14 protein-coding genes are annotated in these 25,195 nt (G+C 60.3%); 7 read left to right on the top strand and 7 right to left on the bottom strand.

Annotated elements, in window-relative coordinates; translation table 11 throughout:
* Positions 1–14: 14 nt before the first annotated feature.
* A complete protein-coding gene (locus tag UTO39_RS05350) occupies positions 15–935 on the bottom strand; it encodes a LysR substrate-binding domain-containing protein (RefSeq protein ID WP_151412879.1) in 921 nt (306 codons plus the stop codon).
* Between the two features lie 215 nt (positions 936–1,150).
* Between UTO39_RS05350 and UTO39_RS05345 the strand changes: the two genes are divergently transcribed.
* The 5 genes from UTO39_RS05345 to UTO39_RS05325 all read left to right on the top strand — a co-directional run bounded on the left by UTO39_RS05345 (position 1,151) and on the right by UTO39_RS05325 (position 5,934).
* Positions 1,151–2,482, top strand: coding sequence for an MFS transporter (locus UTO39_RS05345; RefSeq protein WP_320726665.1), 1,332 nt, complete (start codon positions 1,151–1,153; stop codon positions 2,480–2,482).
* A gap of 36 nt (positions 2,483–2,518) precedes the next feature.
* The gene (locus UTO39_RS05340; RefSeq protein ID WP_253543136.1) at positions 2,519–3,268 is read left to right on the top strand and encodes a glucose 1-dehydrogenase; all 750 of its coding nucleotides are present in this window, start codon (positions 2,519–2,521) and stop codon (positions 3,266–3,268) included.
* A 12-nt stretch (positions 3,269–3,280) separates the two neighbouring features.
* Positions 3,281–4,126, top strand: a complete 846-nt coding sequence (locus UTO39_RS05335; protein ID WP_048957980.1) for a transketolase — start codon at positions 3,281–3,283, stop codon at positions 4,124–4,126.
* On the top strand, positions 4,126–5,124 hold the full coding sequence (locus UTO39_RS05330; protein WP_151412877.1) for a transketolase family protein: 999 nt from the start codon (positions 4,126–4,128) through the stop codon (positions 5,122–5,124). The genes UTO39_RS05335 and UTO39_RS05330 overlap by 1 nt, the downstream gene beginning before the upstream one ends.
* 75 nt (positions 5,125–5,199) lie before the next feature.
* The gene (locus UTO39_RS05325) at positions 5,200–5,934 is read left to right on the top strand and encodes a class I SAM-dependent methyltransferase (RefSeq protein ID WP_320726664.1); all 735 of its coding nucleotides are present in this window, start codon (positions 5,200–5,202) and stop codon (positions 5,932–5,934) included.
* On the opposite strand, the gene UTO39_RS05320 is transcribed toward UTO39_RS05325, so the two are convergent.
* The gene (locus UTO39_RS05320; RefSeq protein WP_266179980.1) at positions 5,928–6,530 is read right to left on the bottom strand and encodes a short chain dehydrogenase; all 603 of its coding nucleotides are present in this window, start codon (positions 6,528–6,530) and stop codon (positions 5,928–5,930) included. The genes UTO39_RS05325 and UTO39_RS05320 overlap by 7 nt on opposite strands.
* 97 nt (positions 6,531–6,627) lie before the next feature.
* On the opposite strand from UTO39_RS05320, the gene UTO39_RS05315 reads away from it, so the two are divergent.
* Positions 6,628–7,515, top strand: coding sequence for a LysR family transcriptional regulator (locus UTO39_RS05315; RefSeq protein ID WP_320726663.1), 888 nt, complete (start codon positions 6,628–6,630; stop codon positions 7,513–7,515).
* 20 nt (positions 7,516–7,535) lie between these two features.
* A complete protein-coding gene (locus UTO39_RS05310) occupies positions 7,536–8,717 on the top strand; it encodes a PLP-dependent aminotransferase family protein (RefSeq protein WP_266179977.1) in 1,182 nt (393 codons plus the stop codon).
* Positions 8,718–8,855: 138 nt separating this feature from the next.
* Here the strand turns inward: UTO39_RS05310 and UTO39_RS05305 are convergent, their stop codons facing one another.
* The 5 genes from UTO39_RS05305 to UTO39_RS05285 all read right to left on the bottom strand — a co-directional run bounded on the left by UTO39_RS05305 (position 8,856) and on the right by UTO39_RS05285 (position 24,585).
* Entirely contained in the window at positions 8,856–9,293 is a 438-nt protein-coding gene (locus UTO39_RS05305) for a hypothetical protein (RefSeq protein WP_061097324.1), read from the bottom strand.
* A 327-nt stretch (positions 9,294–9,620) separates the two neighbouring features.
* Positions 9,621–10,790 carry an HlyD family efflux transporter periplasmic adaptor subunit gene (locus UTO39_RS05300; protein WP_151412901.1) on the bottom strand — a complete coding sequence of 390 codons (1,170 nt, stop codon included), beginning with the start codon at positions 10,788–10,790 and terminating at the stop codon, positions 9,621–9,623.
* Positions 10,791–10,800: 10 nt separating this feature from the next.
* Positions 10,801–12,996 (bottom strand): type I secretion system permease/ATPase, encoded by a 2,196-nt coding sequence (locus UTO39_RS05295; RefSeq protein WP_320726662.1) that lies wholly within the window; start codon positions 12,994–12,996, stop codon positions 10,801–10,803.
* Positions 12,993–14,396: a TolC family outer membrane protein gene (locus UTO39_RS05290; RefSeq protein WP_253543121.1), complete on the bottom strand. Its 1,404-nt coding sequence runs from the start codon at positions 14,394–14,396 to the stop codon at positions 12,993–12,995. Before UTO39_RS05290 ends, UTO39_RS05295 begins: the two co-directional genes overlap by 4 nt.
* An 82-nt stretch (positions 14,397–14,478) precedes the next feature.
* The gene (locus UTO39_RS05285) at positions 14,479–24,585 is read right to left on the bottom strand and encodes a BapA/Bap/LapF family large adhesin (RefSeq protein WP_320726661.1); all 10,107 of its coding nucleotides are present in this window, start codon (positions 24,583–24,585) and stop codon (positions 14,479–14,481) included.
* Between the last annotated feature and the right edge of the window lie 610 nt (positions 24,586–25,195).

Raw genomic sequence — 25,195 nt, 5'->3', positions numbered from 1 at the left:
ACGTTGGGGTATCGCTACAGGTGATACCCCGACAATTGCAACTCCCGATCGATCCACTCGACGAACTGCTGGATCTTCCACGCGCGTTCGTTCATGTGCGGCATCACCAGATGATGCGCGTTAATGGCGATCCCCATCTCATCCGGCAGCACCTGCACCAGCGAGCCATCCTTCAGGTGATCGGTAGCCATCATTTTGCTCTCCAGAATAAACCCCAGCCCCATGCGCGCCGCTTCAAAGCTCATGTAGGAACGGTCGAAGCTGAGGCTGAAATTGAGCCAGGGCCTGTCGATATTGTGCCAGGCGAACCATTTTTCCCAGTTCACCAGAGTGCTGGTGGATGAGATAAGCGACTGTTGCAGCAGATCGGCGGGCGTGCTGATGGGATGTTCTTCTGCATAGCCCGGCGAGGCCAATACCACCAGCGTGTCGTTTTTAATGGTCATCACCCGGTAGGCGTCCCAGTCCGGAATACCGTGACGGATATCAATGTCGATATTATCTCTGGCGAACTGCAGGTTCTCATAGGAGCAGGTGAGGTTGATGGTGATATCAGGATATTCGGCGCGGAATCTGCCCAGACGGCGCAGCAGCCATGACAGCCCGAAGGTGGGGGAAGAGTGCACGCGAAGCACGGCATTGTCTTTTTCTTTCACGATCTGATCGGTGGCGCGCCCGATGGCGCTCATCGCCGCCGAGACCTCCCGCAGATATTTTTCTCCCGTCGGGGTGAGTTGAACCCCTTTGCCGCTGCGGATGAATAATTTCTTGCCCAGCCACGATTCCAGCGACGCGATCTGGTGGCTTACCGCCGACGGCGTGACGTTGAGCTGTTCCGCCGCCTGATGGATGCTCAGGGCGTTGGCAACGGCGATAAACGCCTGCAAATTTCTGAGCGAGGGCAGAGATAACGTCTGGCGATCCTGCGCGGGCATGGCCTACTCCTTACACGATAATTGATAAAAAACATAACATTGAGACTGCGAGCGGGCAATTTTATCCCGATGTTATTTTTTTGAGCTGTATCGCGAATCAAATTTATCTCAGCAATAAATGAGCTTTATTGAATGGCGTTTCATGGGTGAGCCGATATATTGACGTTGAACGCAATAATAAAACGACTCACGGTGTTCGAATAATGAGGTAAGTTATGTCTCGTATAGAACAAGCTGTCCCCTACATAAAGACTAAAAAAACCAATTACCGTTTCGTTGTGCTGGCATTAATTTTTATTGTTTATGCCATTAACTATGCTGACCGAACAAATATTGGTGCGGTACTGCCGTTTATCATTGACGAATTTCATATCAATAATTTCGAAGCCGGTGCCATCGCCAGCATGTTTTTTTTGGGATACGCCCTGAGCCAAATTCCTGCGGGCTTTTTTATTGCCAAAAAGGGAATTCGCGGCATGGTGGCGCTGTCGATATTCGGCTTCTCTGCCTTTACCTGGCTGATGGGCACCGCAACCTCGGTTCTGGGCCTGAAGTGTATCCGCCTGGGGCTGGGGTTAACAGAGGGGCCGTGCCCGGTCGGGCTGGCCTCCACCATCAACAACTGGTTTCCGCCAAAGGAGAAGGCCACGGCCACGGGCGTCTACATCGCCGCCACCATGTTCGCGCCCATCCTCGTGCCGCCGCTGGCCGTGTGGATCGCCATGACCTGGGGCTGGCGCTGGGTCTTCTTCTCCTTTGCGATCCCAGGCCTGGTCATTGCCGTCCTGTGGTATCTGCTGGTACGTACGAAGCCGTCCGAGAGCGCATTCGTCTCTAAAGCGGAGCTGGAGACCATTACCGCCGGTCAGGAGACGCCGGACGCCAGACGGGAAAACATCGTGATTTCACCGGGCTTTGCACGCCTCGATCGGCTAATCCGCGTGCGGGAGTTAGCCCCGGTAAGCACGGTGAAAGGGCTGTTTACCTCGAAGAATATTCTCGGCGACTGCCTGGCCTATTTTATGATGGTCAGCGTGCTGTACGGACTGTTGACGTGGATCCCGCTCTATCTGGTGAAAGAGAAAGGCTTTACGTTTATGAGCATGGGGCTGGTCGCCAGCATGCCGTGCATCGGCGGGTTTATCGGTGCGATTTTTGGCGGCTACGTCTCCGACAGGCTGCTCGGCCGCCGACGTAAACCGACCATGATGTTTACCGCCATCAGCACCGTTTTAATGATGGTCATTATGCTGAATATTCCGCAAAGCACCGTGGCGGTTTGCGTCGGGCTATTTTTTGTCGGCCTCTGTCTGAATATTGGCTGGCCCGCTTTTACGGCTTATGGCATGGCTGTTGCGGACAGTAAAACCTATCCCATTGCCGCGTCCATCATCAATAGCGGCGGTAATCTCGGCGGATTTGTTTCCCCAATGCTGGCAGGTTATCTGCTGGATAAAACAGGCAGTTTTAATTCCGTGTTTATTTATTTCGGTATTTGCGCAGCCATTGGCTTAATTATGATTACGCTACTGGAAGAGCCGAAATAAAACATTAAATCCCTCTTGTCCGAATGGAGTAAATATATGCTACTGAAAAATAAAGTCGCCGTTATTACCGGCGCGGCTTCCGTACGCGGTTTGGGTTTCGCCACGGCGAAATTATATGCCGAACAGGGCGCGAAAGTGGTCATTATTGATTTAGATGCCGAAGCCAGCCGGGCTGCCGCCGCGAGCCTGGGCGACGAACATCTGGGCCTTGCGGCGAACGTCAGCAATGAATTACAGGTTAATGCCGCCATTGAGCAGGTGCTGGGGAAATACGGGCGCATCGATATTCTGGTGAATAACGCCGGCATTACTCAGCCGATCAGGCTGATGGATATCAAACGCGAAAATTACGATGCGGTGCTGGACGTCAGCCTGCGCGGCACGCTGCTAATGTCCCAGGCGGTTATTCCCACTATGCGCGCGCAAAAGTCGGGCAGCATCGTCTGCATTTCATCGGTCTCCGCCCAGCGCGGCGGCGGCATCTTCGGTGGCCCACACTACAGCGCTGCAAAAGCGGGTGTGCTGGGGCTGGCAAAAGCCATGGCGCGCGAGCTCGGGCCAGACAACGTGCGCGTAAACTGCATCACGCCGGGGCTTATCCAGACGGACATCACCGCAGGCAAGCTGAGCGATGAGATGAAAACGTCCATTCTGGCGGGCATTCCGCTTAACCGCCTCGGAGACGCGCAGGATATTGCCCGCGCCGCGCTGTTCCTCGGCAGCGACCTCTCTTCTTACTCCACCGGTATCACGCTCGACGTGAACGGCGGGATGCTGATCCATTAAGGAGATACGACGATGACGGATACCACAGTTCAACAGGTTGCCGCCGCGGCCTGGCGCATTCGCCGCTACGCGCTGCGCATGGGCGAAGTGCAGGGGCAGGGCTACATCGGGCAGGCGCTGGGCTATGCCGACGTGCTGGCCACCGCGTTTACCCACGGGATGAACCTTAAGCCGGGCGAGCCGGAGTGGGAAGGGCGCGACCGTTTTCTGCTCTCCCACGGCCATTACGCCATTGCCTGCTACGCGGCCCTGATTGAAGCCGGGATCGTTCCTGAAGAGGAGCTGGAGACCTACGGCGCGGACGACAGCCGCCTGCCGATGTCCGGTATGGCAACCTACACGCCGGGCATGGAGATCTCCGGCGGTTCGCTGGGGCAGGGCTTAAGCATTGGCGTTGGCATGGCGCTGGGGCTGAAGCATAAGCAGAGCGCGGCGTGGGTCGTTAACTCCATGTCGGACGGCGAGCTGGACGAAGGGTCAACCTGGGAAGCGGCGATGTCGGCGGCACATCACGGCCTGTCGAACCTGATCGTGCTGGTGGACATTAACCGCCAGCAGGCGGATGGCAACTCGCACGCGATCCTCGGCTTTGAGCCGCTGGAGGATAAATGGACCTCCTTCGGCTGGTACGTGCAGCGCGTAAACGGCAACGATGTTCCTGCGCTGGTGACGGCCTTTGATAACGCCAAACGCTACCCGGAAAACCAGCCGCGCGTCATTTTGTGCGACACGCTGATGGGCAAGGGCGTGCCGTTCCTCGAAAAGCGTGACAAGAACCATTTTATTCGCGTAGATGCTGACGAGTGGCAAAAGGCACTCGCCGTGCTGGATGCCAACAAACCTGAAGGAGTGCTGTAATGAGCCAGACCACGGAGAAAAAGCCGCGTTTAACCACGTCGGCGATGATTGCCTCTATCGCGGAAGAGGGCCAGGAGACGCGCGCCGCGCCGTTCGGCCACGCGCTGGTGAAGCTGGCGGAACAGCGACCGGAGGTCGTCGGCATGACGGCGGATCTGTCGAAGTACACCGATCTACACATTTTTGCCCAGGCCTACCCGGAACGCTTCTTCCAGATGGGCATGGCTGAACAGCTTTTAATGGGGGCGGCGGGCGGCATGGCGAAAGAGGGTTTTATTCCTTTCGCCACCACCTATGCCGTCTTCGCCACCCGCCGCGCCTACGATTTTATCCATCAGGTGATTGCTGAAGAGCACCTGAACGTGAAGATCTGCGCGGCGCTGCCGGGGCTAACCACCGGTTACGGGCCGAGCCACCAGGCGACGGAAGATATTGCGATTATGCGCGGTATTCCGGGCATGACGATTATCGATCCCTGTGACGCAATTGACACGGAACAGGCGGTGCCGGCGATGGCAGCGCACGACGGCCCGGTCTATATGCGCCTGCTGCGCGGCAAGGTGCCGGTGGTGCTGGACCAGTACAACTACCAGTTTAAGATTGGCAAAGCCGTGCTGCTTGAAGAGGGGAGCGATGTCCTGATCGTCGCCTCAGGCCTGATGACCATGCGCGCGCTGGAGGCGGCGAAGCAGCTGCGTAAGGATAACGTCAGCGTGGCGGTGCTGCACTCGCCCACCATTAAGCCGCTGGACGAAGAGACGATCCTGGCCCAGGCCGCAAAGCCGGGACGGCTGGTCATTGTGGCGGAAAACCACAGCAGCGTGGGCGGGCTGTGCGAAGCCGTCGCGTCGCTGCTGATGCGCAACCGCGTTAACGTGGATTTCGATACCGTCGCGCTGCCGGACGCGTTCCTTGATGCGGGCGCGCTGCCCACCCTGCACGACCGCTACGGGATTTCGACCGCCGCCATGGTAGAGAAGATCCGGCGCAGGCTCTGATTTATCAGACGGATACGTTGCCAACGGGCGAGGGGTATTTTACCCTCGCCTCTGTTGCGATAACAGGAGTCCGTCATGGCACAAAACATCTACGACAACCCGGCGTTTTTTGAAGGCTACGCACAGCTTCCCCGCTCGGTGCAGGGCCTGGACGGCGCGCCGGAGTGGCCTGCCTTGAAAAAAATGCTGCCGGATCTAACCGGCAAATCGGTTATCGATCTCGGCTGCGGCTACGGCTGGTTCTGCCGCGCGGCGCGCGAGCAGGGCGCGTCTGACGTCACGGGTGTCGATATCTCAGAAAAGATGCTCGCCCGCGCGGCTGAACTGACTGATGACAATCGGATTCACTATCAGCGTAGCGATCTGGAGTCTCTTACGCTCAACGAGAATAGCCTCGATCTGGTCTACAGCTCGCTGGCGCTGCACTACCTGCCGGAACTGGACACGCTATTCGCCAACGTTCAGCGCGCGCTAAAACCGGGCGGTAGCCTGGTCTTCTCGATGGAACACCCGATTTACACCTGCGCCTCCCGTCAGGGCTGGCTGACCGACGACAGCGGCGAGCGGTTCTGGGGCGTGAACCGTTATCAGGACGAAAGCCAGCGCGTCAGCAACTGGCTGGCGGACGGGGTGATTAAATACCACCGCACGCTGGGCACCACGCTTAACGCGCTGATCGGGGCCGGGTTAACGATAAGTGAAGTCAATGAGTGGGGGCCAACGCAGGCGCAGATTGACGCCTGGCCTGCACTGGCCGAAGAGGCGGAGCGCCCGATGCTGGTGCTGATTTCCGCCCGTAAGGCTCAGTAACCGACCTTATACACCCGCCCGCTCTGCACCCCTTCCACGCTGCGACGGTAGGCCTGCGCCACGGTCGCGGCGGGAACGCTTTCAAAGCCGGGGAAGAACCCGTCATACGCTTCGGCGGATTCGGTCAGCACCGTCGGGCTTATCAGGTTAATGCGGATCCCGCGCGGCAGTTCGCAGGCGGCAGCGCGAACAAACCCTTCCAGCGCGGCATTCACCGTGGTGGCATTGACGCCCTGCGCGATGGGCTCGTGCGCCACAATCCCGCTTATCAGCGTAATTGAGCCGCCTTCGTTCAGATAATGCTGGCCGGTCAGCGCCAGGCGCACCTGCCCCAGCAGCTTGTCCTGCAGGCCCTGGTTGAAGTCGCTGTCCTTCATGGTCGCGAGCGGGCCAAAGTAGAGGCCACCGCTGGCGGAGACAATCGCATCCACATGGCCGATTTTCTCAAACAGCGCCTGTACGCTCGCCTGCGAGGTGATATCCACCTGGTAGTCGCCCTGCGTGCGACCGACACGGATGACCTCGTGACGACGGCTTAACTCTTCGGTTACGGCACGACCGACCGTACCGCTGGCACCAATAATGACGATTTTCATAGCAGACTCCTTATGTTGTGAGCCCTCATTCTTTAATAAATAAAAAATCAGATAAACTGGGCTAAAGTTAGATGATTGCTAACCAGGGGTTTGGAATATGGATAAGCTTCGCGGCATGGAGACGTTTATCGCGGTGGTTGAGAGCGGCAGCTTTACCGGCGCGGCGGCACGGCTGGAGATGTCGGCGGTCATGGTCGGGAAATATATTGCGCTGCTGGAATCGCAGCTCGGAACGCGGCTGCTGGAGCGCAATACCCGTCGCCAGAGCCTGACCGATGCAGGACGCGTTTATTTCGAAGAGGCCAGGCGGGTGCTGGAGCAGGTCTCGATTGCCGAAAGCGCGGTTGAGCGGCTGCGCGCGGCGCCCGCCGGCACCCTGCGCGTCACGGCCCCTACGTCGTTTGGCGGCTGCGCGATCGCTCCTCTGACGGCCTCATTTTTGCAGCGCTATCCGGAAGTGCGTATCGAACTGGATCTCACCAATCGAATGGTCGATCTGGTGGAAGAGGGGGTCGATCTGGCCATTCGCATTGGCGATATCCGCAATGACGATCTGGTGGCGAAATATCTGTGTCCCTACAACATGGCGATCTGCGCCGCGCCGGATTATCTGGCGCGACACGGCACGCCGCAGACGCCCGCCGATCTGGTGGATCATCTGTGCCTGTCGCACACGGTGTGGACCGCGCGCAACGAGTGGCGGCTGCCGGGTGCGGAAGGGGAGGTGCGCTGGAAGCGGGATGCGATCTTAAGATGCAACGACGGCTACGGTTTACGCATGGCGGCGCGAGCCGGAGCAGGGCTGCTGCTGCAGCCGGAGGTGCTGGTGGCGGAAGAGCTGGCAAGCGGCAGGCTGGTGCGGGTGCTGGAGCCGTTCACGCCCGCGCCGAGGCCGGTGCATTTACTGTGGCGACAGGATTTACGTCCCCTCCCTAAGCTAACGGAATTTATTGCTCATATTCTGCTAAGATTGGGCACAATATAAAAAAAGAAGGTAATCAAAGAATGTCTGCAAACAAACTCGCCAGCAGCGCGCAGGGCCTGCAATCATCTGCCATCCGAGAATTATTAAAACATAGCAAAATGGCGGGCGTGATTTCGCTGGGCGGCGGTATTCCCAATCCGGACCTGTTCGATCGCGAAGGGCTTAAAATTGCCGCCGATGCCGTGTTGTCACAGCATTTTGGCGAGGCGTTCCAGTATGGTCTGACGGAAGGCGTACCGGGGCTGCGCGAGGAAATTAAACGCATTTGCGAGGGGCGCGGCATCGCCTGTAAGGCCGATGACGTGGTCATTACTTCCGGCTCTCAACAATCTCTGGACGTGCTGGCGCGCGCGTTAATCAATCCTGGCGATACGGTTGTCGTTGAACGTCCAACCTATCTCGCCGCGCTGCAGGTCTTTGGCCTGGCGCAGGCGAATTTTGAATCCGTCGGCACCGACGGCGACGGCATGAAGGTCGATGAGCTTGAAGCGCTGGTGGCAAAGAAAACCATCAAGGCGGTTTATATCGTTCCAACCTTTGGTAACCCCGGCGGCGTAACGCTTTCCGAAGCGCGCCGTAAACAGCTGGTGGAATTATCAAAGCGCTATGATTTCGTGATTATCGAAGACGATCCGTACAGCGAAATTAACTACACCGACGACGTGTTCCGCCCGCTGATTGCCCATGCGAAAGATATCGGCAATGAAGATAACGTGGTGTATACCTCTACCTTCTCCAAAATCCTCGCGCCGGGCACCCGCGTGGGCTGGGTGCTGGTGCCGGAGTGGCTGAAGCGCGCGGTGGTGAACCTCAAGCAAACCACCGATCTGCACACCAGCACGCTGTCCCAGCTGATGACCTACGAGTATCTGAAAACCGGGCGTCTGGCGAACCAGATTAAAACGATCCGCGAGGCCTATCGCCAGAAATACCAGACGTTTGCAACGGAACTGGAAGCCGAGCTGGGCGATGTGATGTCGTTCCACAAGCCGAAGGGCGGCATGTTCCTGTGGGCAAAAATGAACAACGGCATGAACACGACGAAATGGCTGGAAAAAACCTTAAGCAACGGCGTGGTGTTTGTACCGGGCGAGTTCTTCTACTGCAACGAACCGGACCAGACAACGCTGCGCATGTCATTCGTCACTCCAACGGATGAGCAGCTGAAAGAAGCGGTTCGACGTTTGAAGATCTCGCTGTAATTACGAGTGAAACCCGGTGCGGTCAATATCGTACCGGGGAAAACGACCTCTATTAACGTCCTGTTTATAAATTTAAAATGAGTACGGTTTGATGCCCTCACCCCGGCCCTCTCCCACAGGGAGAGGGAGAAAACCACGTCAACCCAACAACGCTACGCCAGCCTCCGTTCTTAGCCAGCGAGGGGCTTTTAACTGGTCGGCAAAATATCCCGTCAGTTCAAAGAGTAAATCTCCCATCACACGAGCGGATTCAGGGGCGAGCGCGCCCCCCATCAACAGTTGCGTAATTTCCTCGCAGTAGCGACAGAGCTGATCGGATTCAGCGTTGAATGCAGGTTCATGTTCGGGGAACACATCGACGGTAAGACGTTCCTGTAAGTGCTCAGAGAGCGGCTCCAGCAGCATCGGGCGGAGCAGGGCGAGGGTCGATGCAAGACGACCGCAGAGCGCTATTTTTCTTGCAGGATCGGTCTCTTCCACCAATGCTTCGCAATAGCGTTGGCAGTTGTCGGCAAGTTCAGTGAAGTCGGTATTGTGGTCGAAGGGGGTAGTGAAAAGTGCGTTACTGGTGGTCATATGACAGTTTCCATTAAGTGATTAAGACACTGCCAGAGAAATGCCAATTTCCCGGGTGGCAGGACTGAACGGAGTTGGCATTACCGGCCTTAATGGACACCGGCGCGTCTTGCGACGCCCCCGCCCAGCCCACCATTGAAATGTAGCCAGACGCACGGCGCAACAAGAGCTTACGCCGCCATTAAGTTTAACCGGGATGCCAATCCCGACGCCAGATTTTGCTGGCGTGGAAGGACCATACGCCCGATTACCCCTAATAAAAAGCAGGTTACCCAGGAGAAGTTAAATCCTGCGAGGCGGCTTCAGAAAATGATGTAAGGCGTTTCATCATCGCTCCCTCAGCGCCTCCTTCGCCCGGTTAAACGGCTTGATCAGATAATCCAGCACCGTTTTCTCACCGGTCTTGATGTCCACAGTGGCAATCATCCCCGGCACGATCGAGAAATGCCTGCCCGCCTTATTCACCAGGTAATCCTGGCTGGTGCGGATAAACACCCGGTAATAGAACACCTCCGGCTTGGCTTCGTCCTGAATGGTGTCCGGCGAAATGGTCTCCACCACCCCGTGCAGCCCGCCGTAGATGGCGTAATCGTAGGCGGTGATCTTCACCAGCGCCTCCTGGTTCGGGTGGATAAAGGCGATATCGCGCGGGGAGAGGCGGGTTTCAATCAGCAAATGATCGTCAACCGGCACAATCTCCATCAGCTCGCCGTTGGGCGGGATCACGCCGCCGATGGTGGTGACCTTGATGTTTTTCACGATCCCGCGCACCGGGGATTTTACCGTCAGGCGGGTGACGGAATCCTCGCGGCCTTTCAGGATCGCTGAGACCATATCCACCTCGGCGTTGGCTTTGGATAACGCCTCGCGCGCCTGAACGTAATACTGGGAACGCACGTCGGTGAGCTTCAGCTCCAGGTCGCTTTTCTGCCGCTGCAGGCGCAGCACTTCCACGTGGCTGGCGGCGCCGGTTTTTACCAGCCGCTGGGTGATCGCCAGCTCTTTGTTTGCGAGATCCAGCGCTGCACGCAGTTCACGCTGCGTGTCCTCAAGCTGCGCGCGGCGGGAATTGTAGAGCCGCGTTTCGGCGGCGGTCAGTTCGGTCCATTTCTCCAGCGAAGGCGGGAACTTCAGCGGCAGATCGTTGACCTCGGCGTACAGACGCGCGCTGGAGGCCAGCGACGCACGGTAGCGCGCCGCGCTTTCGCCGACGTTCGATTCGGAACGCGTCGGATCCAGCCGCGCCAGCACCTGTCCGGCCTGCACCTGATCGCCCTCGTGAACGTTCAGCTCGGTGAGGATCCCCCCGTCCAGCGACTGCAATACCTGCTCGCGCGAGCTGGGGATCACTTTTCCGGTTCCCGTTGAGACTTCATCCAGCATCCCAAACCACGCCCAGACGCCCAGCGCCACAAACATCAGCAACGAGAAGATCACGATCCGCCGCGCGCCGGTATAGCCGCTTTCGGAGTCGAGCGCATTGTCCAGATCGTCCATCGCGGCCACGTCACGCTGACTGATTTTCATTTTTCCACTCCCGTCCGGTTGCTGCCTGCTGCTGTTGCTGCATGCGGCTGTTGTTCAGCGCCTGCGCCTTTGGCGCGTCCATGACCAGCATCCCATCTTTCAGCACGACCACGCGCTCCACCAGCTCCAGCACCGGCACGCGGTGGGTGGCGACAACCAGCGTCCGGTTGCCGAGCCACGCCCCCAGGCGCTGGATAAATTCCCGCTCGGTGTGCTCATCAAGGGAGGCTGTTGGCTCGTCCATCAGCACGATATTCGGATCGCGCAGCAGCATCCGCGCCAGCAGGATTGACTGCCGCTGCCCGCCGGACAATCCCACGCCGTTCTCCATAATCGGGTAGTCCAGCCCCTTCGGCAGCTTCTGCACAAAGCTGGCCGCACCGCACATCTCCAGCACCTCGAAAATCTCTTCATCGGTGGCGCGCGGCATGCCGAGGGTGATGTTCTCGCGCAGGGTGCCGTAAAACAGCCGCGCGTTCTGGGTCATAAAGCCGACGTTGCGCCGCACGTCCGCCACGTCGAGATGCGGCAGGCTGAGGTTGTCGAGCCGCAGCTCGCCGCCCGCCAGATCCATTCCGCCCGCCATCGCCTGCAGCAGGGTGGATTTGCCCGCGCCGTTGCGCCCGAGGATCGCCACTTTCTCGCCCGGCCTGATCTCCAGACGGTTAATGCGCAGCGCCATGCGCGGATCTTCCGGGTGGTAGCGGAACTGCGCCTGCTCGAAAAGATAGTGTCCGCGCAGCACGTCCTGGCGGATCGGCGTCTCTTCGCGCTGGTTCTCGGTCGGCAGCTGCATAATGCTGTCCAGCCCCTCTTTGGCGGCCTTTACCTGCTGCCAGCGGGCCAGCACCCCACACAGCGTCGCCATTGGCGCGATCATCCGCGAGGCCAGCATTGAGGCGGCCACTACCGAACCGGTGGTCAGCGTGCCGTCAATCACCATCGGCGCGCCGACCACGATCACGGCGGCGTAGACCAGGCTCTGGACGGTCATCCCCCAGCTGATCAGGTTCTGCGTGAGCTCGCGGGTGCGCAGGCCGGATTCCGCGGTGATCTGGATATAGCTGTTCCACTGCTGCAAAAAGCGGTTCTCCGCCTGCATCAGCTTGATGTCCTCCAGCCCCTGCACGCTCTCCACCAGCACCGCGTTGCGCAGGGTTGATTCATGGGCCGACTGCTTCGCCAGCTCCGCCAGCTTCTTTTGCAGCAGCAGGCCGGGCAGGACCATGATCGCCGCCGCCACCGGGGCGATCCATGCCAGCTGCGGCGCGATGATCGCCAGCACCACCACAAACAGGAAGAAGAAGGGCAGATCGACAATCGTCGAGATGGTGGAGGAGGTGACCATCTCGCGGATCTGCTCCAGCTCGCGCAGCTGGGAGATAAAGCTGCCGGTGGAGCGCGGAATGGCGCTGTGGCGCAGCCGCAACGCGTGCCCAAACACGCGATCCGAGACGCGCAGATCCGAGCGTTTGCCCAGCAGATCCATAATGTGCCCGCGCGCGACGCGCAGCACAAAGCCAAACAGGGTGGCGATCAGCACCCCGATGGTCAGCACGTAGAGCGTCGGGTAGGACTGGGCGGGGATCACCCGGTCATACACCTGCATGGAAAAGACAATGCCGGAGAGGGAGAGCACGTTGATAAACAGCGCCGCCAGCATCACCCAGCTGTAGGGGCGCAGGTCGCGCATCACCAGCCGGTAGAGCCAGTCCGGACGGTACTTTGAGATGTAGGCGTCCACGCGGCTGTCCTTGAGCGCCGCCAGCGGACGCAGGGCGATAACGTGGTGGATGGCGGGCAACATCGCGCTCATCGACAGGCGGTTGGTGTACGTCTTGTCGTCGAAAAAGCTGACCTCAAGCGTGTCCTCTCCGTCGAAATTTTCAATCACGCCGATTTTTCCATCGTTCAGCGCCACCACCACCGGCAGACGCCAGCTGTTGATCGACTGCTGATCGGCCGTCAGCAGCTGGAACGTCAGCCCGGCTTCACGGGCAAGCTGAGTCAGGGCGGGGACCATCGGTTTGCCTTTCAGCCACGGCGCGCCCGCGACGAGCGAGCCTGGCGAACAGGCAACGCGGTAGCGCGTGGCAACAAAGCCAAACGCCTGAGCCCACTGCTCCAGCGCCTCATCCGTCATCGTTTCCCCCTGCGGGATGTCGCGTTGCTTCATGGCTGGATCTCCACGGTCTGGATGGTGCGGTTATCAAGATCGAACGCATGACGCAATTGCCCGGTGTTATAGAGGCAGTTGAGCTGCAGCTGGTGCAGCTGACCGAGGGTCTGCTGCTGGGTAAAGCGTGCCTGATAGACCTCCTGCTCGGCGTTAAGCACGTCAAGCAGCGGGCGCGAGCCGAGATCGAGATACTGTTGCTGATAGAGCTCGCGGGTGCGGGCGCTGAGCGCCTCCTGGCGGCCCTGAATTTGCAGCGTGCTTTGCAGGCTCATCACCTGACTGCGGGCCTCCAGCAGCTTCTGGCGGACATCGAGGCGCGTGCGCTGAATGGTCGACTGCGCCGCTTCCACCGCGTGCCCGGCGGCGTTGCGTCGGGCGGTGAGCCCACCGCCCTGGTAGAGCGGCATCTGGACTTTCACCCAGGCGGAATACTGGGTGCGATCCCGCGTTTCGTTGCCCGCGTAGCTATCGTTCAGGTAGTGACGGACTTCCGGCTCCAGCGAGACGGTTGGCGTCATCTGCGCGTCGGCGTAGTCGAGGTTGGCCTGCGCGACGTTCGCCTGTGCCCAGGCGGCGAGGACCGCAGGCACCAGACGATCGTCCGGCTCGGCGATATCGCAGCTGCGGGCCAGCTTCTGCGGAAAATCATTGCTGATTTCGTTCAGGCTGTTCCAGCCGAGAAAGCTCATCAGCGTGGCGCGGGCGCTGTCGAGGCTGGCCTGATACTGCATCAGCTGGGCGCGCGCGCCTTCAATGCGCGCGTCGGTCTGCACCACGTCAGAGAGCGAGGTGGCCCCTTCGTCGTTACGCAGGCGGGTCAGCTTGCCAATTGAGGAGAGGGCGTCGAGCTGCTCTTTGGCGGTGTCGACCATCTGCTGAAGGGTTTGCACCTGCACCATAGCGATGGCGGTATCGTGGGCGATGGTGTCGATGCTGACCAGCACGTTGGCCTGCTGCTGGGCGACCCCGGCGTTTTCGGCCCGCACCTGGCTTGCCACTTTGCCGAAGTCGTAGAGCATCTGTGAAAGAGAGAGCACCAGCGACGGCGTGAAGCCGTTCTGATCGCCATCGTGGGAATACCCGTTGTCCATGCCGGCGTTAATTTGCGGATAGTATTTCGATTTTGCGACGTCGACCTCTTCGTTCTGTTCGTAGAGTTTGCCCACGGCTTCCGCGATCGCCGGGTGCCAGGTGACGGCGCGGTTGACGGCCTCGCCAAGCTGTAGTGAACCGGGAGCGGCTTTGCCTGTCAGCGGGGCGACGCGGCCATTCAGTGAGGGGAGTTCCTGCGTTTCGCGGAGCTGTCCGGTATTGATGGTTGCCGCCGGGTTTGCCGCGATGGCGGGTACAGATATCAGGCAGCACGAGAGCCACCAGTAAGGCATCTTTATTCCCATGTCTTGTCCCTAATAAAAAAGTACAGCTTTATTATTTATGCCCGGGCGCTGTGCGCGCCCGGGTCATCTCGTGCAGGTGCTATCAGGTAATGATGTGTTGCTGGTTCACAAGCTCGTCGTAGGTGGTCTGCACGTTATCAAGCGTAACGAGTGCAGTATTAGTGTAGGTGCTCCCTGCACCGTCACGGTCGATGGAGATCACAGTGTTGCTACCGCTTTGCGTGACATTGATATAATTCCCCAGCGAGGCGGTATTTCCGTCCCAGCCCACCAGCAGATCGCCAATGTCGATCTTGTCTCCCTGCGCCAGGGAGAAGTTCGTCCAGTGGTCGCCGCCGGCGGTGGTGATGTTGCCCCCCGTCGCGTTGCCCGCCGTGCTGTTCAGCACCTGATAAATCAGCGTGTCGCCGTAGGCCGTACCGCTAACCACATCGTTATGCTCCGAACTGATAAATTTCGGCGCCATGTTGATGGTCAGCGACGCGGTGTCCGTGGTGCCGTTGGCATCGGTCAGGGTGTAGTTAAAGACCTCCTTGCTGGTAATGGTCGAGAGCGATATCCCCGGGTTGAGCGTGTAGGTGTAGCTGCCGTCTGCGGCAATCGCCAGCGTGCCGTAGTGGCCCGTAATATTCACCTGCGTGCTGCCGGTGTACGGATCCAGCGTGGTGGTGACGCCGTCGTAGCCGGTAATGCTCACGCGGGTATCGACCGAGTGCAGCTGATCCAGTGTCCCTGCGGAACCGGTGCCGTCGAAAATGTTGCCGTCAACGGTGTGGGTGCCCGTGGCGTCGAACTGCGACAGCGAGTAGCTGGTGCCGGTGACGCTTGGGGTAATGGTGATATTTCCTGCAGCCAGCGGCCCCATTCTGCCGGTATAGTTCAGGGTGTAGGTCCCCGCCTCCAGATCGAGACCCGTCAGGTTGATCGTCGCCGTGCCGCCCAGCAGCAGCCCGCCGTTGAACGAGCCGGTTCTCACGGTGGTGGCGCCATTGGTCAGCGTCCAGTCCACCGTTAACCCGCCGAGTGAGAGCAGCGAGGCGACGTTAAACGTCAGCACCACGTTGTGCAGCGCGGTATTGGCATCCACCACGAAGGTACCGGTGCCGGAGCCCTGGGTTGAAGTGAGCAGCGCGGCGTTCCAGCTCGCCGACCCGACGGTAGTATCCGAGTACGCGGCGGTGTGGTGTACCGACGTCACGTCCATCACGGTACTGACATCATTCACCGCATCCATCGGCTTCGCGGTTGGGGTGATGTTGAGCGAAGCCGTGTCTTTCGTGCCGTCCGGCGCGGTAATGGTGTAGACGAAGGTATCCGGCGTGCTGATGTGGTCAACGCCGACGCCGCTGTTCAGGGTGTAGGTGTACTCCCCGGCCGCGTTGATGCTCAGCGTACCGTACTCGCCGGTAATGTTCGTCAGACCGCTGCTGTTCACCGCTACGCCGTTAACTTCCGTCACCAGCGTGCCGACTGGCGCAATATCATCCGTCAGAACATCCCCGGAGGTGCTCGCGCTGACGCTCGCCACGCTGTAGACATGATCCTGCAGCACGTCCAGCGTGTAGGCCGTCAGGGCGGTGATCCCCGCTGCCGTATTCAGCAGGAACAGGTACTCACCGGCCGGCAGCTGCAGCGTCAGCTGAGGCGAGGTGCCGCCCAGCAGCGGCGCGCGCAGCCAGCCTGGTTCAACGCGCATCTGCTCGAAGGTCTGCGTCGCGTTGTTGAACTTGTAGATGTACAGGTCGAACACCGATGCCAGGGCCACGCCGCCAACGGAAGCCTGGATGGTCATGGTGCGGGTGGTGCCTTCCTCCACGTTATAGATGATGGGGTTGGTCATATCGTCCAGCAGGTTCAGCCCCAGCGTGTTGCCGAGATTGATTCCCACCAGGGTAAAGCCGCCCTGGGAGGACGTACCGTTGTTAATCGCGTTGACGGTGGTATCGAAGGTCAGCGAGTTCGTGTCGTCAACCGCGACAATACCGCTGGTGGCGGTACCGGTGCCCAGCGCCAGCACCAGGTTTGCCGACGCGCTGACGCCGTTATGGGTGATGGTGTAGCTGAAGCTCTCCGTCCGGCCAATCACCGCTGCGCTGGTGTTGGTCAGATCGTAGGTGTAACTGCCGTCGCGGTTAATGGTCAGCGTACCGTACTGACCCTGGATCACCGTGCCGTCGGCGGTGACGCTGGTGGTGACACCCTGCGCGTTAGTGACGGCCGTGACCGTTGCCCCGGCCGGAGCGTTGTCGCTGCCCGCGGTTGGGTCAACGTCGGTGATCACGTTACCGTCAAGGCTGGTGTCGCCCGTGACGGTGCCCGGTCCGGTCTCTTTCACCGCCACGTCGAGGCTGGTGTAGGAGCCGGTCGCCAGCAGGTTGGTGTTATAGCTCAGCACGCGGTAGTTGCCGTCCGCCAGCCCGGTCAGGTTCAGCGAAACGCCTGTCGCCCCCAGGGTCAGCAGGTCGGCAAACTGCGGTTGCCCGGTATCGACTACGGTAGTCCAGGTGTTGTTCACGGTGTCAAAGCGCTGTACCACCAGCTCAAGGGTGTTTAGCAGAGAGAGCACGGCCCCCGTGGCGTTGGCGTTCACGACGATATCCGCGCTGCCGCCGCTGCCCACGGTGAAGTTCACCTGAGCGGTGTCATTACCGAGCAGCGTCAGGACGTTGCCCACGGCGCCGACCAGCAGGAAGCCGTAGTCGCTGTACTGGCTGTTGGTGACGGTGGCCGTGGTGCCGAGTTCCAGCTCTTCGACGTTATTGCTGGCGGAGAGCGGCACCACCGGCGCGAGCGCCGAGCCGGGCAGCGAGACGTTGCCCGCCGCGTCGGTGGCGGTGATTTGCAGCGTCTGGCCTTCGGTCTGCTTGTTGACGAAGGTGTAGCTGTACGTGCCGTTGCTGCCCGCTGTGGTGGTCACCGTCGAGCCGTCCGCGAGGCGGATAGTGACGGTGCTGCCAGCTTCAGCATTGCCGGTTAATACGCTACCGTCGGCGTTAAAGGTCCCGGTCGGGGCCGTTGGGGCGGTAAGATCGACGATAATCGTCGTCACGGCCGATGCCGGGCTGGTATTGCCTGCGGCATCGGTGGCCGTGGCGGTGAAGTTGTGTGTGCCCTGCGTCAGCGTGGTGGTTTCTGGCAGCGTCCAGTTGCCGTTGGCATCGGCGGTGACGGTGCCCACCAGCGTGATGCCATCGTAGATCCGTACCGTCGCATTCGCTTCGGCGGTTCCGCTCAGCGCTGGACGCGTGTCGTTGGTCGGGTTGGCGCCGGTTACCGGGCCGATGACGCTGCCGACATCATCAATTACCGAGCTGATGACTGGCGCTGCCGGGGCAAGGGTATCGACGTTAATCGTGTACCCGGCGGTTGGCGCGCTGGCATTGCCTGCGGTATCGGTGGCGGTAAAGGTCAACGTGTGCGGGCCGTTGCCCAGCGCCGGAGAAGGCGTAAAGCTCCATGCCCCACCGGTGGCCGTCACGCTGCCGATCTGCACGCCGTTATCGAAGATTTTCACCGTCGAACCGGCTTCTGCCGTACCGCTGAGGGTTGGCTGCGCGTCGTTGGTTGTTCCACCGTCGGCGACTGGCGTTGCCGCGTTGCCGACGTCATCCAGGATGCTGGTGAGCACCGGCAGCGCTGGCGGCGCGGTGTCAATCGTCAGGCTGAAGCTTGCGGACGACGTGCTGATGTTGCCTGCGGCATCCGTGGCCTGCGCGGTGAAGCTGTGCGCCCCCTCTGTCAGCGTGGTATTGAGTAAGATATTCCAGCTGCCGCTGCCGTCAGCGGTGCCCGTTCCGACCAGCGTGGTTCCCTCATAGATATTCACGGTGGCAAACGGTTCGCTGGTGCCGACCAGCCGCGGTACGGTGTCGTCGGTCGTCTGCCCGGACGTGAGCGGCCCGGTAAGGGTTCCCACATCGTCAATCGCCTGGCTGATAACCGGCGCGGTAGGGGCCGTGGTATCGACAACCAGCGTAAAGCCGGGCGAGGCGGGGCTGATGTTCCCTGCCTCATCGGTCACCGTGGCGGTCCAGGTGTGGCTGCCCGCGGCCAGCGGCGTGGACGGCGTAAAGCTCCATGCGCCGGTACCGTCCGCCAGCGCGGTGCCGACCGGCTGACCGTTTTCATAGATAGTGACCGTGGCGTTGGCCGTCGCGGTGCCGCTCAGCGTTGGCGTGGTGTCGTCGGTGCTCTGCCCGGAAGTGAGCGGGGTCTGGATACTGCCCACGTTATCTGCCGCGGCTGAAATGACCGGCGCAGACGGCACGCCCGTATCCACCGTCAGGTTAAACGGTGCCGTTGCGGTGCCCGCGTTGCCCGCCGCGTCGGTGGCGTTGAAGGTGATGGCGTGCGGTCCGTCGGGCAGATCGGTACCCGGCGTGAAGGTCCAGATGCCCTGGGCATTGACCACGGCGGTGCCAATTTCGTTGCCATCAACAATCACGTGCACCGTAGAGCCCACGTCGCCCGTGCCGTTGAAGGTCGGACGCGCGTCGTTGGTGCTGTTACCCGACGCGAGCGTTCCCGTGGTCGGTGCGACATCGTCAATCACGCTGGTCACCACCGGCACGCCGGGGCCTGCGGTATCGACGGTGAAGGCGAAGACCGACGAGTTAGCCGAGGCATTGCCCGCGGCATCCGTTGCGTACGCGCGCAGGGAGTAGCTGCCGTCGTCCAGCGGCGTGGTCGGGGTGAAGGACCAGTTGCCGGTTCCGTCGACGATCGCCGTACCCAACTGCGTACCGTTATTCATGATGTAGATGGTGCTGCCTGCCTGTCCGGTGCCGCTAATCGTTGGGGTGGTGTCGTTGGTCGCCTGCCCGCTGGTGAGGTTGCCCGTGGCGCCGCCAGGGACGTTATCACTCACCGTATCCAGCGTTGGAACCGTCGGCGCCGTCAGGTCAACCACCACGCTCCACGGGGCTGAGACCAGGCTCAGGTTACCCTGCGGATCGGTTGCCTGAACCGTGAACGCGTGTGGCCCTTCGACAAGAGCGGTCTCTGGCGTAAAGCTCCACGCGCCGGTGCCATCAGCCGTAACCACGCCAATCTGGGTAGCGCCATCGAAAATGGTCACCACGCTGTTCGCGTCCGCCGTCCCCGAAAGGGTTGGCGTGGCGTCGTTCGTTTCGCTGCCGCTGGCTACCGGGGTCGCAGCATTGCCTACATTATCCGTTACGCTGGTGATGACCGGCGTGGTGGAAACGGAATCCACCACGAGGGTGAAGTCCGCCGAAAGACCGCTCTGGTTCCCGGCCGGATCGGTCTCGCGGATGGTCAGAACGTTATTGCCTTCTGGCAGGACGGGCGTGGTGTAGCTCCAGGTGCCGGTATTGCCGACCACCACGCTGTCCAGCAGCACGCCGTTGTTGTAGATGGAGATGGTATCCCCCACCGCGCCGGTGCCGGAGAGGGTCGGCTGGCTGTCGTTGGTGGTCTGGCCGCTGGTCAGCGGCCCGGTGACAGGACCAACGTCGTCAATGACCGAGCCAATGGTTGGCGTACCCGGGGCGGTAAGGTCGACGGTGACGCTGGCCGCCGGAGAGCGGCCGCTGGTGGCACCGTTGAGGGTCGCGGTCACCTCGAAGGTGTGCAGCCCTTCGCCAAGCGCGGCTGGCGTATAGCTCCAGCTGCCGCTGCCGTCGGCGGTCACCGTTGTCAATGGCGTCGTGCTACCGTCCTGATAGATAGTAATCACGCTGCCCGCTTCGGCCGTACCGGTAAGCGTTGGCGTGGTGTCGTTGGTGGTTTTGCCTTTCACATCGCCAATGACCGGGTCCACGTCATCGACGATGGCCGTAATGACGGGCACCTGCGGCAGCTCAAGCGGCGAGTCGGTGACGATAAAAGGCACATCGGCGCTTGGATTGCCTGCGGCGTCCGTGGCGGTCACGGTCAGCGTGGTTGGATCCAGCTGCGCCGGGCTCAGCGCAATGGAGAAGCTGCCGTCGCTGCCGACAACGCCGGTACCAATGACCGTGCCACCGCTGTCTTTCACGGTGATGGTACTTCCCTCTTCGCCGGTACCGGTCAGCGGTGTTCCTGTTTCAGGCAGGCTCATGTTGCCCGGATCGGCCGGTGCAACGGTATCGACCGTCACGCTCAGCGGCGCTGAATCCCCGGAGGAATTACCCGCCGGATCGCTGGAGGAGACGGTGAAGCTATGCGGACCCTCCGCCAGCGTCGCGTCGGCAGTCCAGCTCCAGGTGCCATCTGACTGCACCGTTACCGGCACGGCAGATGGCGTGCCGTCTACGGAGACGATAACGGTAGTGCCCGGTTCACCGGTGCCGGTAAGGGTCGGCGTGCCGTCCTTCGTATACAGCACGTTGTTGGACAGCAGGCTGTCAGCAACGGCGTTAATGACGGGGATTTCAGGCGCAACGGTATCGAGCGTGACGCTAATGACCGGGCTCGGCGCGCTGACGTTACCCGCCGCGTCTACGCCCGCAACGGTGATGTTCAGCAGGCCATCCGTTTGTTGTGGCAGAACAAAACTCCATTCTCCGTTAACGACATCGACACGGCCCAACTCAACGCCGTTGTTGTAGACGATGACCGTGTCGCCAGTCGTGCCGGTTCCTCCGACAGTTGGCGTCGCATCGGTGATAACGCCACCGTTTGGCTGACCTCCGACGGCGTCAAATACTGGCGTAACCGGTGCAACGGTATCCACATTGATCGTAATCGCCGGCGAAGCGTCAGAGACGTTGCCCGCTTCATCGGTGGCGGTGGCGGTATAGACGTGGCTGCCATCGCCAATATTACTGTCAGGACGCCAGCTCCAGTTGCCGTTGCTGTCTACCGTGACGGTGCCCACGATGGTCGGGGTGCCGTTAACGGTATCAGTGATGTTGATAACGTCATTCGCCGTACCGGTGCCGCTGAGGACCGGGCGCGGATCGTTGGTGGTTCCGCCGTCGGGAACGGGGCCGGTTATCTGGCTGACGCTGTCGGTAATCACCGGTGCTGCAGGTGCGACTGGCGCATCGGTATCAATGGTGATGGTGACCGGCTGGGACGGGGCGCTTTCGTTGCCCGTGCCGTCCATGTTGGTGACGGTCAGGGTAATGTCATAGGTGCCGTTAGGCAGCGGGGTGGCGGGCGTCCAGGTCCAGTTGCCGGTGCCGTCCACGAGCACATCATCAAGCTTGGTGCCGCCGTTGTAGATGGTCACGGTATCGCCCGGATTGCCGGTGCCGCTCAGGGTTGGCGTGGTGTCGCGGGTGGTTTCTCCCGGGTTCAGCGGCGTTTCTGTGCCGTCAGGATTGACGGTGATTGCCGGAATATCCGGCGTGGCTGGCGGAACGGTATCTACCGTCAGTTCAAACGGCGTTGAGATGGTGGTATTGCCTGCGGCATCCGTGGCATGCACCGTCAGCGTGTGCTGCCCGTCGGTGAGCGGAATAACGGGGGTAAAGCTCCAGCCGCCGCTGCCGTCGAGGGTCGCGGTGCCGAGCAGGGTGGTGCCGTCATAGACGGTGATCACCGTATCTGCCGGCGCGGTGCCCTGCAGCAGCGGCTGGGTGTCGTCGGTGGTGTCGCCGCTGGTGAGCGGCCCGTTAACGCCGCCGACGTCATCGGTTACGGTGGCGATAGTGGCCGCCGCTGGCGGCGTGGTATCGACGGTAAGGGTAAAGCTGCCTGATGCCTGGCTGGTATTACCCGCTCCGTCGGTGGTGACGGCGGTAAAGGTATAGGTCCCGTTGCCAAGCGGCGTGGCGGGGGTAAAGGTCCACGTGCCGTTGCTGTCGACCGGAACCGTGATGAGATCGACGCCGTCCTGGCGGATGGTGACGGTTGAGCCCGGCTCAGCGGTGCCGTTGATCGTCGGCGTGGTGTCGTTGGTGCTGTCGCCAGGATTGAGCGCGCCGAGGCGCTCTGGCACATCATCCACTACCTGGGTAATGACCGGCGCATCCGGGGCAACGCTGTCAATGATGATGCCCCAGCTGTTGGAGACGCCGCTGATGTTGCCCGCCGCGTCAGTCGCGACGGCGGTCAGAGTATGCGGGCCCTCGGCGATGGGGGTATCCGGAGTAAAGCTCCACGCGCCGAGGCCATCGGCGACGGTCGTACCAATATCAACGCCGTCCACGCGGATGGTCACCGTGGCATTTGCGGCGGCGGTGCCGCTGAGCGTCGGGGTTGAATCATTGGTGGTCTCATTGAGGTCGAGGGAGCCGGTACGTCCGGGAACATCGTCAACGACCTGCGTAATGACCGGGGCTTCCGGCGCAGTCCCGTCGACGATAATGGTCCACGCGTTCGATTGTCCGCTCGGGTTACCGGCGGCATCCGTTGCCGTCGCCGTCAGCACGTACGTACCATCGGCCAGCGGTGAGGGCGGCGTAAAGCTCCACAGGCCGGATGAGGGGACGGCCACCGTGCCGATAATATCGCTGCCGTTGAAAATCGTGATGGTCGAACCGGGTTCGCCCGTGCCGTTCAGGGTTGGCGCCCGGTCGTTGGTCAGCCCATTCTGGTCCACGGGACCGGTTGTGTTCAGCACGTCGTCAATCACCGACACGATAACCGGAGCCTGCGGCGGGGTGACATCCGGCGCCGCCGCGGAGGTTGCTGGCCCCGTGTTGCCCGCCGCGTCGGTGGCGACTGCGGTCAGGACTTCGCCGTTGAGCTTAGGCGGGGTCAGCGTCAGGCTAAAGTTGCCCTCGCTGTCGGCCACCGGGGTGCCCAGGATAGCGTCGCCTTCACGGATGGTTACCGTGCTGCCAGGCTCGGCGGTGCCGGTGATGGTGCCGCCATCGTTCGACACGACGAGGTCGCCGGGGGCCAGCGGCGGCGTGGTGTCCACGGTGAAGATGATCGGCTCTGAGGCCGCACTCTGGTTTCCGGCGGCATCGGTTTCAACGACGGTTATCGAGTGCGTCCCGTCCGGGAGCGGGCCGTTCGGCGTGACGCTCCAGGTGCCGTTCGGCAGCACCGTCGTGGTGCCAACCACCACACCGTTATCGTAGATAGTGATTGTGCCACCTGGCTCGCCCGTTCCCGCCAGGATTGGCTTTGAAGCGTCGGTAGGCGTGCCTGCGGTTATGGTCCCTCTGATCGCACCCGTGTCGTCGGTCAGCACAATCGCGGTTGGCGTGGTCGGCGGGGTCAGATCCACGGTGAGGGTAAATACCGGCGAGGCCGGTCCGAGATTGCCGGCGGCGTCGGTTGCCCGCACGGTAATCTGGTGGGTGCTTTCAGTCAGGTCAGCTGACGGCGTGAATGTCCAGGTGCCGTTGCTGGCGACGAGCGCCGTACCGATTGCGACTCCGCCGTCATAGATGGTCACGGTGGACCCCGCCTCCGCGGTGCCGCTGAGCTGCGGGCGTGGATCGTTGGTGCTGCCGCCGTTAGTGACCGACCCCGTTAGTGGGGCGACATCGTCCGTCACGCTGCCGATTGTCGGAGCATCGGGTGCGGTGAGATCCGGCGCCGTAATCGTTGTGCCCTGGCTGGTATTCCCGGCCGCATCCGTCGCGGTGGCGGTCACCTGTTCGCCGTTGGTCAGCGGAGTGCCGAGAGACACGGTAAAGTTGCCGTCACTGCCGGTTTTCCCGGTGCCAATGACGTTGCCGTTCGCGTCTTTCAGCGTGATGGTACTGCCGGGCTCGGCGGTACCGGTGACGCTTTTACCGTCCGACGAGAACTGAAGGCTGGATGGTGCATTCGGCGGTGTTGTATCCGGGTTGGACGGATCGACCGGCGTGCCGGGAGGAGGGCTGCTGTTATCTCCATCGTCGTCGTCATCCCCACCGCCGCCGCCACTGGAGCTCGCCACCGCCGCGATGGCGCCAGCCGCGACAATGCCGCCCAGCGCCCATGGCCAGATGGCGGCACCACCGGCATCACTCCCGGATGCGGCCAGCAACGCGTCCGTAGACGCGATGGACTCGTACGTGGCGGCCCCGGTTGGATCTTCAATCCACCATAACGCACCGTCACTCTCCTGGAGCACCAGCTGGCTCACGCCCTGCGCATCGGTGACGTAGAAATTTTTAAGAGTGATCACTTCCCCTGAGTGCAGGGTCACCACCAGATCGTTACCGCTTCGCGCGAAGTGGGAGACATCGGCTCGCTCTACATGAAGCTCAACGATAGAGGAATGGCTCAGCGTAACCTGTGTGCCTTCCGTGGTCGTTTCCACGCCAGTGAGTTTTGATATAACAGAGATTTGGCTCATTTAGGTATTACTCCAGCAGAGTTATCGTGAACGACGAGCAAGACGAGCCATCTCTGGAGAAGGTAAAGGGCGCCCCCGGCGGAGTTGCTGTTTATTAAACAGTACTCACCGTCTTTTTTAGAGCGAACGATGCCCGCCAGGATTCAGAGTGGCAACATCAGAGCGAATGTAATTACTTATCAAAAAGAATGTTTGCTATGCGTATTTTGTGCCTTATAAAACCCTGTAATTAATAGAGGATTTGGTTTTGAGGATATAAAAATGATATAGCCAGAAAACGGTGAATGTGCAAATTAAGCTTTCGTAAATAAAGGGGTAAGTCGTAAAGAGGGCATTAATTTATTGATGGGAATTATGTGTTGCTTTTATTATATTATTGTTTTTATTGCCTTTTCTGTTTTAGATTTACGTTTTTTATTTATGCTTTAGATGTAATTCAATAATTGGTAGTGACGTTTATTGACGTAATTAAAAATGTTATTATTTAAATCTGCTTAAACGTCGTTTAAGTTAGGGTAACATTTTTGATGTAGGATATATTATATTAATAGTAATTTAAAATATATTCTTATAGGGCGTTGGAATTCTGCTACTGCGAACGGAAATATAA

Source organism: Enterobacter sp. 118C5 (genome assembly GCF_034107645.1).
GTDB classification, from domain to species: Bacteria; Pseudomonadota; Gammaproteobacteria; order Enterobacterales; family Enterobacteriaceae; genus Enterobacter; species Enterobacter nematophilus.
Note: the sequence above shows the minus strand (reverse complement) of the source record. Positions and strands in the feature narration are given on the sequence as shown.